The organism is Enterobacter sp. ZOR0014 (genome assembly GCF_000798855.1).
Taxonomy (GTDB): domain Bacteria; phylum Pseudomonadota; class Gammaproteobacteria; order Enterobacterales; family Enterobacteriaceae; genus Enterobacter; species Enterobacter kobei.
On the sequence record NZ_JTLF01000207.1, the window covers coordinates 1 to 11,778 of the forward strand.

6 protein-coding genes are annotated in these 11,778 nt (G+C 53.4%); 3 read left to right on the plus strand and 3 right to left on the minus strand.

Annotated elements, in window-relative coordinates:
• On the minus strand, positions 1–890 hold an 890-nt coding region (ompC, locus tag L977_RS11190), incomplete at its 3' end, for a porin OmpC (protein ID WP_047625773.1).
• A gap of 743 nt (positions 891–1,633) precedes the next feature.
• Between ompC and rcsD the strand changes: the two genes are divergently transcribed.
• The gene (rcsD, locus tag L977_RS11195) at positions 1,634–4,306 is read left to right on the plus strand and encodes a phosphotransferase RcsD (protein ID WP_047625772.1); all 2,673 of its coding nucleotides are present in this window, start codon (positions 1,634–1,636) and stop codon (positions 4,304–4,306) included.
• Positions 4,307–4,322: 16 nt separating this feature from the next.
• Positions 4,323–4,973 carry a response regulator transcription factor RcsB gene (gene rcsB, locus L977_RS11200; RefSeq protein ID WP_003859405.1) on the plus strand — a complete coding sequence of 217 codons (651 nt, stop codon included), beginning with the start codon at positions 4,323–4,325 and terminating at the stop codon, positions 4,971–4,973.
• 79 nt (positions 4,974–5,052) lie between these two features.
• Here rcsB and rcsC read toward each other — a convergent pair whose 3' ends face one another.
• Together rcsC and gyrA are read right to left on the minus strand one after the other, a co-directional pair.
• Positions 5,053–7,899 carry a two-component system sensor histidine kinase RcsC gene (gene rcsC / locus L977_RS11205; RefSeq protein ID WP_023330948.1) on the minus strand — a complete coding sequence of 949 codons (2,847 nt, stop codon included), beginning with the start codon at positions 7,897–7,899 and terminating at the stop codon, positions 5,053–5,055.
• 134 nt (positions 7,900–8,033) lie between these two features.
• Positions 8,034–10,670: a DNA topoisomerase (ATP-hydrolyzing) subunit A gene (gene gyrA, locus L977_RS11210; protein ID WP_014884608.1), complete on the minus strand. Its 2,637-nt coding sequence runs from the start codon at positions 10,668–10,670 to the stop codon at positions 8,034–8,036.
• A gap of 146 nt (positions 10,671–10,816) precedes the next feature.
• On the opposite strand from gyrA, the gene ubiG reads away from it, so the two are divergent.
• Positions 10,817–11,545, plus strand: a complete 729-nt coding sequence (gene ubiG / locus L977_RS11215; RefSeq protein ID WP_014884609.1) for a bifunctional 2-polyprenyl-6-hydroxyphenol methylase/3-demethylubiquinol 3-O-methyltransferase UbiG — start codon at positions 10,817–10,819, stop codon at positions 11,543–11,545.
• Positions 11,546–11,778 lie beyond the last annotated feature (233 nt).

Here is an 11,778-nt window from a genome sequence, read left to right on the forward strand (position 1 = left end):
AGGCCGAAGTCGAACTGGTACTGAGCAACCACTTCGAAGTTCTGCGCTTTGTTAGCGAAACCGTAGATATCGCTGCTGCTCTGAGAGTTGCCGAAACGTGTTGCGTTATAAGTCTGAGAGTACTGCGCGGCCAGATAGATGTTGTTGGCATCGTATTTCAGGCCACCCGTATAGACTTCGGCGTGATCGCCTTCGCCTTTCAGGGCTGGGTTAGCCGTGTTGTTCTGATCGGCGGTACGTTTGGAAGAAGACATTGCACCACCGATGCTGAAGCCTTCGCCCAGGTTATAGGTCAGGGACGCACCGTAACCGTCGCCGTTCTGTTTCAGGGTGCTACGACCGGTGTCGTTTTCACCGCTTACGCTACCGTTTTTACCCTGATACTGCAGAGCAAAGTTCAGGCCATCCACCAGACCAAAGAAGTCCTGGTTACGGTAGGTTGCCACGCCGTTAGCACGAGATTGCAGGAAGTTGTCTGCACCGTAGGTATCACCACCAAATTCTGGCAGCACGTCAGTCCAGGATGTTACGTCGTAGATCACACCGTAGTTACGACCGTAATCGAAAGAACCCGCTTCAGCGAATTTCAGACCAGCAAACGCCACACGGGTCCAGGCCTGGTTGTCGCTTTCTGTTGTGTTGCCCTGGATCTGGTATTCCCACTGGCCGTAACCGGTCAGCTGATCGTTAACCTGAGTTTCGCCTTTGAAGCCAAGACGCATGTAGGTCTGGTCACCGTCAGCACTCTTGTCGTCAGAGAAATAGTGCAGACCATCAACTTTGCCGTACAGATCTAATTTGTTGCCATCTTTGTTATAAATTTCAGCCGCATTTGCTGCGCCTGCTACCAGCAGTGCTGGTACCAGGAGGGACAGTACTTTAACTTTCATTTTATTAACCCTCTGTTATATGCCTTATAATTGCCACTGCTTACTGGCTAACCCTCATTAACCAGTCGGCAATTTCATTCTCCGCAAAATTACAGAATAATCCAATGCGAATATGATACGAAAACTTTGAAGATGTTTCATTCATCTATCAACATGTTTCAGAATGTTAATATCAAGGAACTTTTACAAAGCACAAATAGCTTAGAAAATTAGCATTTATTATCAAAATTAATATTATTCCATTAAATTTCAATGAGTTGGGATATAAATCGTTACAGCACTGAATGACAAAACAAGATCGCTCCTAATCTCTAAAATAGCTCTCGCTATCATCATTAACTTTATTTATTACCGTCATTCAGTTTTGAATGTCTGTTTATCCCTAATTGAGCCGAATGCATCGCATTCGGTTTTTTTTTACCCTTCTTTACGTAACTTTTCTTTTTATGTGCTACCAGCACGAAATTGTAACGACTATTAACTAATCCCGTTACGAGGGTCAACCAACGTGCAAAAATTCAGCAGAAACTTAATTTCTTGTTAATTCGTGCTATTTACTGGCGAGAAGTTTCTTTTATTTGTACACGCATCGTGAACTTGTACACTTTTAACGCACATCGCCTCTTCCTCAGTGTTCCCTGAAAAAGTCGCCTGTTCCAGGCCAGTGGCGCTGGAAATTCAGGTATTACCCTTTATACTGCCCTATCGCCACAGAGCACGACCATTACGGGTTAAAGATATCAATGAGTCAGACTGAAACTACCGCCCCGAGCAAATTCTCCCTTCTTCCCGGGAGCATCACCCGTTTCTTTCTTCTTTTGATCGTTGTGTTATTAGTCACCCTGGGCGTGATGGTGCAGAGCGCGGTAAACGCCTGGCTGAAGGACAAGAGCTACCAGGTGGTTGATATCACTCATGCCGTCCACAAGCGCATTGATACCTGGCGCTACGCCACCTGGCAGATTTACGACAATATTGCCGCAGCGCCTGCAAGCGCATCGGGGGATGGGCTTCAGGAGACCCGGCTTAAGCAGGATGTCTACTATCTCGAAAAACCGCAGCGTAAGACTGAGGCGCTTATCTTTGGCTCTCACGACAGCGCAACGCTTGAGATGACGCAGCGTATTTCAACCTATCTGGATACCCTCTGGGGTGCCGAGACGGTGCCGTGGTCGATGTACTATCTGAACGGTCAGGACAACAGCATGATCCTGATCTCGACGCTGCCATTGAAAGATCTCTCTTCTGGTTTTAAAGAGACGACCGTTGGCGGCATTGTCGATTCCCGCCGTGCAGAAATGCTGCAGCAGGCGAATGCCCTTGATGAGCGTGAAAGTTTCTCATCGCTGCGCCGCCTGGCCTGGCAAAATGGTCACTATTTTACCCTGCGTACCACGTTCAACCAGCCGGGACATCTGGCGACGGTCGTGGCGTTTGATTTGCCTATTAATGATTTGATCCCGCCGGATATGCCGCTCGACAGCTTCCGTATGGAGCCAGACAGCAGTACCCAGAACATGCGCGCGGCGTCGGACAAAGAGGCCGCAGAGAGCGTCACCATCTCCTTTAACGGCTCGAAAATTGAAATTGCCTCGTCACTGAACTCAACCGGCATGCGCCTGGTGTGGCAGGTACCGTTTGGCACCCTGCTGCTCGATACCCTGCAAAATATTTTGCTGCCGTTGCTGCTGAATGTCGGCCTGCTGGCGCTGGCCCTGTTTGGCTACAGCACCTTCCGCTTCCAGCCGGGACGTCAGAGCGATGCCTCTGCGGTCACCGCGGGCAACACGAATGAACTTCGCGTGTTACGCGCGCTCAATGAAGAGATTGTTTCCGTGCTGCCGCTGGGCGTATTAGTCCACGATCAGGAAGCGAACCGCACGGTGATGAGCAATAAAATTGCAGACCATCTGCTGCCGCATCTTAACCTGCAGAACATCACCACCATGGCGGATCAGCACCAGGGGGTTATTCAGGCCACCATCAATAATGAACTGTACGAGATCCGTCAGTTCCGCAGTCAGGTAGCCCCACGCACGCAAATCTTCATTATCCGCGACCAGGATCGCGAAGTGCTGGTGAATAAGAAACTCAAGCAGGCGCAAAGGCTGTATGAGAAGAACCAGCAGGGGCGCGCCGCCTTTATGCAGAATATTGGCGACGCCTTCAAACAGCCGTTAAAAACGCTGGCAACCCAGGCGGCGGCGTTAAACACCTCTGAAAGCCACCAGCTTGCCTGCCAGGCCGACTCGCTGGTTCGTATGGTGGATGAGATCCAGTTAGCGAACATGCTGGAGAATGATTTCTGGAAAGGTACGCCTTCCCTCTTCTCCATTCAGGATCTGATCGATGAAGTGGTTCCGGAAGTCCTGCCGGTGATCAAGCGTAAAGGTCTGCAGCTGCTGATTAACAACCATTTACCGGCAAATGACGAACGCCATGGCGATCGCGAAGCGCTACGTCGCATTCTGCTGATGATTATTCAGTATGCCGTGACCACCACGCAGATCGGCAAGATCACCCTCGAAGTGAGCACCGACGAGTCGGCAGAAGATCGCCTGACGTTCCGCATTCTGGACACCGGGGAAGGCGTCACGACGAGTGAAATTGATAATCTGCACTTCCCGTTCCTGAATGACACACAAAGCGATCATTACGGTAAGGCTAACGCCCTGACCTTCTGGCTGTGCGATCAGCTGGCGCGTAAGCTCGGCGGCCACCTGAATATCAAAGCACGTGAATCGCTCGGCACCCGCTACTCTCTGCACGTGAAAATGGCCGTCAATCCGCAGGAAGAAGATGAAGAGCGCCTGCTGGATGACGTGGTGGCGATGGTGGATGTGACCTCAAACGAGATCCGCAACATCGTGGTGCGTCAGTTAGAAAACTGGGGCGCGGCCTGCATCACGCCGGATGAACGACTGGCAAGTCAAGAATTTGATCTGTTTTTAACGGATAATCCGTCTAATCTTACTGCCTCGGGCTTGCTTTTAAGCGATGATGAGTCAGGCGTGCGGAAAATCGGCCCTGGCCAGCTGCGCGTCAACTTTAATATAAGCAATGCGATGCAGGAAGCTGTACTACAACTAATAGAAGAGCAGCTGGCGCAGGATGAGATAACGGAATCCCCGTTAGGCGGCAATGAAAACGCCGAGCTTCACGCCAGCGGATACTATTCACTCTTTGTTGATACAGTACCAGATGATGTTAAGCGGTTGTATACTGAGTCCGCTGCGAATGATTTTGCAGCGCTGGCGCAGACAGCACACCGGCTTAAAGGGGTGTTTGCCATGCTTAATCTGGTTCCCGGCAAGCAGTTATGTGAAACGCTGGAACATCTAATTCGTGAGAAAGATGCCTCTGGCATTGAAAAATACATCAGCGACATTGACGACTACGTCAAAAGCTTGCTGTAGCAAGGTAGCCTTATACATGAACAATATGAACGTAATTATTGCCGATGACCATCCGATTGTACTGTTCGGTATTCGCAAATCGCTTGAACAGATCGAGTGGGTGAATGTAGTCGGTGAATTTGAAGACTCTACAGCACTGATCAATAACCTCCCAAAGCTTGATGCGCACGTGCTCATTACCGATCTCTCCATGCCTGGAGATAAGTACGGTGATGGGATTACGCTCATCAAATATATCAAACGTCACTTCCCGGACATCTCGATCATTGTTCTGACCATGAACAACAACCCGGCGATCCTGAGCGCCGTGCTGGATCTGGACATCGAAGGGATTGTGCTGAAACAAGGCGCACCGACCGATCTGCCAAAAGCGCTCGCTGCGCTGCAGAAAGGCAAGAAGTTCACGCCTGAGAGCGTCTCTCGTCTGCTGGAAAAAATCAGCGCGGGTGGCTACGGTGACAAACGTCTGTCACCGAAAGAGAGCGAAGTTCTGCGCCTGTTCGCTGAAGGTTTCCTGGTGACCGAGATTGCCAAGAAGCTGAACCGCAGTATTAAAACCATCAGCAGCCAGAAGAAATCCGCAATGATGAAGCTGGGTGTGGACAACGATATTGCCCTGCTGAACTATCTCTCCTCCGTGACGCTGAGCGCAACGGACAAGGATTGATCACCGCAGTAAATGCCGGGTGGTGTTCGCGCAAGCGAAGCGCCGCCGGGCAAATAAAAAAGGCCCGAAAGGGCCTTTTTTATATCCTCGTTTTCCTGACGCGTTCCGCATAGACCGACAAGGTCTGCTTCAGCACGTCCAGCGTGACCGGTTTCGACAGACAGCTGTCCATGCCTGACTCCAGGCATCGCTGTTTCTCTTCCGCCAGCGCGTTCGCCGTGACGCCCACCACCGGCAACGTCAGGCCAAGCTGGCGGATACGTTGCGTCAGACGGTAGCCGTCCATGTTAGGCATGTTGACGTCACTGAGAACGATATCAATATGATTTTTACTCAGCACATTCAGCGCGTCCACACCGTCATTGGCCGTTTTGCACTGGTAGCCAAGCGACCCGAGCTGGTCTGCCAGCAGTCGGCGGTTAATCGGATGGTCATCCACGACCAGAATCATCATATCGTCATTCACTGACGCCAGACCTTCCGGTGACGGCAATTCACCGGCTCCGTCGTTCTCTTCCAGCTGCACTTTGTAGATGCGTGCCAGCAGGCTCAACAGCTCATGCGGCGTGGCGACACTGTGTACCCACTCTCCCGGCGCACGTTCAACCGGTATGCCAATGTGGCGACGACAGAAGAGTACCGTTCCTCTCCCCTGCCACGCCTGTTCCGGCATCTCGTCGGCGATCAGCACGTCATCCGCGTCCGGCGTCTGGTCTTCATAGCGGCACACCCTCACGCCGCTATGGGTAAGCAGCGCCGTCAGGTAATCATTCAGCGAAGCGTTATTCACCGCCAGCCAGCAGCGCTTATCGCTCAGCCCGTCAACCGTCGCTTTTGCCGGATACTGCGCCGAATAGAGCGGAATACGGATGGTGAACTGGCTACCCATGCCGGGCTCGGTATCCACCGAGATATCACCGTCCATCATGCTGACGAGCTTCTCACAAATCGCCAGCCCCAGACCGGTACCCTGGAAGTTACGCTGCACACCGGTGCCGACCTGGAAAAACGGGTCGAACAGGCGAACCACTTCTTTCGCCGGGATGCCTACACCCGTGTCACGGACGCGAATGCTCAGGTAATCCCCCGCCCGGCAGACGTGTAACACGATACAGCCAATATCGGTGAATTTGATGGCGTTGCTAAGTAGGTTAGAGATGACCTGCTGCAGGCGCATCGGATCGCCGTGCAGCGTCAGCGGCACATCCGGTTCAATAAAGCAGTAGAGACCCAGCTGTTTACGCACCACCAGCGGCAGATAGTTGGCGCTGATGTGGTTCATCACTTCACGCGGCGAAAACTCCCGCGGTTCGATTTTCAACTGCTCAGACTCAATTTTAGAGAAATCGAGAATATCGCTGATGATTTTCAGCAGCAGACTGGAGGAGTTGTTCATCGCCGTCACCAGCCTGTCGACCCCTTTCGGCAGCTCTTTCGTCTGCAACAGGTCGAGGTTACCGATAATCCCGTACAGTGGCGTACGCAGCTCGTGGCTGACGGTGGCAAGGAACATAGATTTCGACTGGCTGGCCTGCTCCGCCGCCTGCGCCATCTCCTGCAACGACTCCTCCATCTTCACGCGTGCGGAGACATCCACCAGCACGCAAATCGCCACGTTTTCATTACGATAGCGGGAGTGAACAAAGCTGATCTGCAGGTTGGTATGGGTGCTGGTGAGCACGTCGACAAAGTTTACTTGCTGACCGCAGATGATTTGCGTCAGCCTTTGACGATCCTCATGCGTCAGCATGTTCAGATAGTTGTGCGCCAGCTCGTTACTCAGGATGTTGGTCCCGTCCTGAGTACGCAGAATACAGATCCCCACCGGCGCCGAGGCGACTATCTTACGGTTAAACTGCTCGTGCTCTTCCAGACGCTGGGCGTCGCTTTCGGCGGGAATAAAGATTCTTCGCTCATACATGCGCGCCAGCGTAAACAGCGCCCCTCCCACCAGCAGGTTGAGCAGAATTGCATTCATAATCAGAATGCGTATCCGTTCCAGCACCATATCGACCGGCAGCGAGTAGACGATACTCAGCGACGACGGTGGCAGGCTTTTTTTCAGCACCAGCTCACGAAAGCCGGAGGTGTAACCAAACCACGAGCGTTCCTGCATCCAGTGCGGATCGACGTTCAAACGGTTATCCGGCCCGGCAAGCGAGATCAGCTGATGTCCGTTTTCATCCAGAATGGTCACACCCATCGGCAGGCTGCCTGGGGTGAAGAAGTTTTCCATGCGGATGGTCTGCTCAATGCCCAGCAGCGCCTGCAGGCGGTTACCGAGGTAAACCGGCGTCAGCGCGTAGAAATAGCCCACGCCCATGCGCGGCCCCTGGCTAATCCAGAAGATGTTATTCCCGCGCTCGTCCTGCGGCGCATTGCGATATTTCACAATACGCTCATGCAGGCTTTTCAGCGCATCATCACGCTCGACGGGCACGTCGCGCAGGCCGAAGTCAGCCATGCAGAGATTTTCGCTGCCAATCAGGAAGACGCGATTGAGATCGTAGGCGGCGGAAAAATTGTCGCGCCAGTAGCGCATAAACCAGGCGAGGGATTCCAGCGACCCGCGCCAGGTGTTGCTCATGGTGGAGCAGTCGGAGTCCGGGAACAGCGGCTGGAAGTCCGGCACTTCGGTTTTGTCATTACGCCCGCGAAGCGCCAGGATGCCGTTTTCCGCCGTCAGTCGGTTTTCGGCAATATACTTCAGCTCCTTCATTACATCAGATGTTCGCTGAATGTAACGCTGGGCCTGATCGGAGCTTAAATTAAACTCCTGGCGGATCTCCGCTTCTTTCTTGTGCAGCGCGTTGACGATGTAGAACACCGACAGCAGGACCACCAGCAACCAAAGCAGGAGCGCCAGCGCCCGGAACAGATAGCGAGAAACTTTCAGCGTGGTACGAAAGGAGACGAGGTATTTCAAAGGGGCGAGGCTCCGCCGTCGGGGTCAAAAGAATGTGGTTAAGGTAGCGGTAAACGCGGCTTGCCGCAACGTTCACTTGTCTGCTTACGTAAAAGAAAAGGGCCGGAATCCGGCCCTTTTTGCGTCAGGAGACATTACTCGTCAGCGTCATCCGCTGCATCATCGTCGGTGTCCGCTTCCGGCGCGATTTCATCGTCACCTTCCGCAACGCTACCGTCGATGGAATCGAGCTCTTCGTCATCCACCGGCTCAGCCACGCGCTGCAGACCCACCACGTTTTCATCTTCCGCAGTACGGATGAGGATAACGCCCTGGGTGTTACGACCCACCACGCTGATCTCAGATACGCGTGTACGCACCAGCGTACCGGCATCAGTGATCATCATGATCTGGTCGGCATCATCGACCTGTACCGCACCCACAACGGAACCGTTGCGCTCGGTAACCTTAATAGAGATAACGCCCTGCGTGCCACGTGATTTGGTCGGGTATTCGCTTTCCGCGGTACGTTTACCGTAACCGTTCTGGGTGACGGTCAGGATTGCACCCTCGCCGCGAGGAACGATCAGGGAAACAACGGAATCTTCACCCGCCAGTTTGATACCGCGTACACCGGTCGCTGTACGACCCATTGCGCGCACGGCGTTCTCTTTGAAGCGCACCACTTTGCCGGCCGCAGAGAACAGCATGACTTCATCAGAACCGGAGGTCAGATCCACACCGATCAGCTCGTCGCCTTCGTTCAGGTTCACCGCGATGATCCCGGCGGAACGTGGACGGCTGAACTCGGTCAGCGCGGTTTTCTTCACGGTACCGCTGGCGGTCGCCATAAAGACGTTCACGCCCTCTTCGTACTCGCGTACCGGCAGAATGGCGGTGATACGTTCGTTCGCTTCCAGCGGCAGCAGGTTGACGATTGGACGACCACGCGCGCCACGGCTCGCTTCAGGCAGCTGATAGACTTTCATCCAGTACAGACGGCCACGGCTGGAGAAGCAGAGGATCGTGTCGTGGGTGTTGGCCACCAGCAGACGGTCAATAAAGTCTTCTTCTTTAATACGTGCCGCAGACTTGCCCTTGCCGCCACGACGCTGTGCTTCGTAGTCGGTTAACGGCTGATACTTCACATAGCCCTGGTGAGACAGGGTGACCACCACATCTTCGCGGTTGATCAGATCTTCAATGTTGATATCAGAGCTGTTCGCGGTGATTTCGGTGCGGCGCTCGTCGCCAAACTGGTCGCGGACCAGCTCCAGCTCTTCGCGGATCACTTCCATCAGGCGCTCTGCGCTGCCCAGAATGTGCAGCAGCTCGGCAATTTGCTCCAGCAGCTCTTTGTATTCGTCGAGCAGTTTTTCATGCTCAAGGCCGGTCAGTTTCTGCAGACGCAGATCCAGAATCGCCTGGGCCTGTTGTTCAGTCAGGTAGTACTGACCGTCACGTACGCCGAACTCAGGTTCCAGCCACTCAGGACGCGCCGCGTCATCACCCGCACGCTCCAGCATCGCCGCCACGTTACCCAGATCCCACGGACGGGATACCAGCCCGGCTTTTGCTTCTGCCGGGGTTGGCGCACGACGGATCAGTTCAATGATCGGGTCGATGTTGGCCAGCGCAACCGCCAGCGCTTCAAGGATGTGTGCACGGTCGCGCGCTTTGCGCAGTTCAAAGATGGTACGGCGGGTCACCACTTCGCGGCGGTGACGCACGAACGCGCTCAGGATCTCTTTCAGGTTCATGATCTTCGGCTGACCATGGTGCAGTGCCACCATGTTGATACCGAAGGAGACCTGAAGCTGAGTCTGGGAGTACAGATTGTTCAGTACAACCTCACCCACCGCGTCGCGTTTGATCTCAATGACGATGCGCATACCGTCTTTGTCAGACTCGTCACGCAGCGCGCTGATGCCTTCAACACGTTTTTCTTTTACCAGCTCGGCGATTTTTTCAATCAGACGGGCTTTGTTCACCTGATACGGGATCTCGTGAACAATAATGGTTTCACGGCCGGTTTTAGCGTCCGCTTCCACTTCGGCGCGGGCACGGATGTAAATCTTGCCGCGACCGGTGCGGTACGCTTCTTCAATACCGCGACGACCGTTGATGATCGCCGCCGTCGGGAAGTCCGGGCCCGGGATGTGCTCCATCAGCCCTTCAATGCTGATGTCTTCATCTTCGATATAGGCCAGGCAGCCGTTGATCACTTCCGTGATGTTGTGCGGCGGAATGTTAGTTGCCATACCCACGGCGATACCGGACGAGCCGTTCACCAGCAGGTTAGGGATTTTCGTCGGCATGACGTCAGGGATTTTTTCCGTGCCGTCGTAGTTATCAACGAAATCAACCGTCTCTTTTTCCAGGTCGGCCATCAGCTCATGGGCAATCTTCGCCAGACGGATTTCCGTATAACGCATTGCCGCGGCGGAGTCGCCGTCGATAGAACCAAAGTTACCCTGACCATCTACCAGCATGTAACGCAGCGAGAATGGCTGCGCCATACGGACGATAGTGTCGTACACCGCGGAATCACCATGGGGATGGTATTTACCGATTACGTCACCAACGACACGGGCAGATTTTTTGTAGGCTTTATTCCAGTCATTGCCCAATACGTTCATGGCGTATAGTACGCGACGGTGTACCGGCTTCAGGCCATCGCGGACGTCCGGCAGCGCACGGCCAACAATGACCGACATCGCATAGTCCAGATAGGAGCTCTTCAGCTCTTCCTCGATGTTAACCGGTGTAATTTCTCTCGCAAGGTCGCTCATCTAACCGCTATCCCTCTACTGTATCCCGGATTCAAAGGTCGCAAATTATAACACAGCCGCGGTGATTGAGGTAAACCTATACGCTTTATTCATGGGGATTGCCTGATATACTCCTTTGTCTTGCTAAATAAGGAGTAAAAGCGCCCATGAATGCCGAAAAATCCCCGGTGGCTCACAACGTTGACCACGAAGAGATTGCCAAATTTGAAGCGGTGGCGTCCCGCTGGTGGGATCTCGAAGGTGAGTTCAAACCGCTGCATCGCATTAACCCGCTGCGTCTGGGCTATATCGCGGAGCGTTCCGGCGGCCTGTTCGGTAAGAAGGTGCTTGATGTCGGCTGCGGCGGCGGCATCCTGGCGGAGAGCATGGCGCGCGAAGGCGCGACGGTCACCGGTCTGGATATGGGCTTTGAACCCTTGCAGGTGGCCCGTCTCCATGCGCTGGAGTCAGGGATCCAGGTTGAATACGTGCAGGAAACCGTGGAAGAACACGCGGCAAAACATGCCCACCAGTATGATGTGGTGACCTGCATGGAGATGCTGGAACACGTTCCCGATCCGCAATCCGTGGTGAACGCCTGCGCAAAACTGGTGAAACCGGGCGGTCAGGTCTTCTTCTCAACCATCAACCGTAACGGTAAAGCCTGGCTGATGGCCGTCGTCGGCGCGGAATATGTGCTGCGCATGGTGCCAAAAGGCACGCACGACGTGAAGAAATTCATTAAGCCTGCTGAATTACTGAGCTGGGTTGATCGGACGTGGCTTAAAGAGCAGCACATTACCGGCCTGCACTACAATCCGCTGACCGATAAATTCAAACTCGCCCCGGGCGTGGATGTTAACTATATGTTGCATACAACCGCCAAAAACGACTAACGTCATTCGTTATTCTTATAAAGATTGCGCGACATCATGTTGCGCAATTCTGCCCTCCCGTTGAAGAAATCAGCACTCGATCAAATTTTGAATTTTTTTTCTTAATTATTGACATGTCGTCCAGGCCTTACGGTACGAGGACTTAGCCTTTTTTACCCTTTCACAACCTCAATTTAACGTCAAAATCAACCCTTGTGCTGAAAAGATTCGATACTAGAATACTCACCATATAG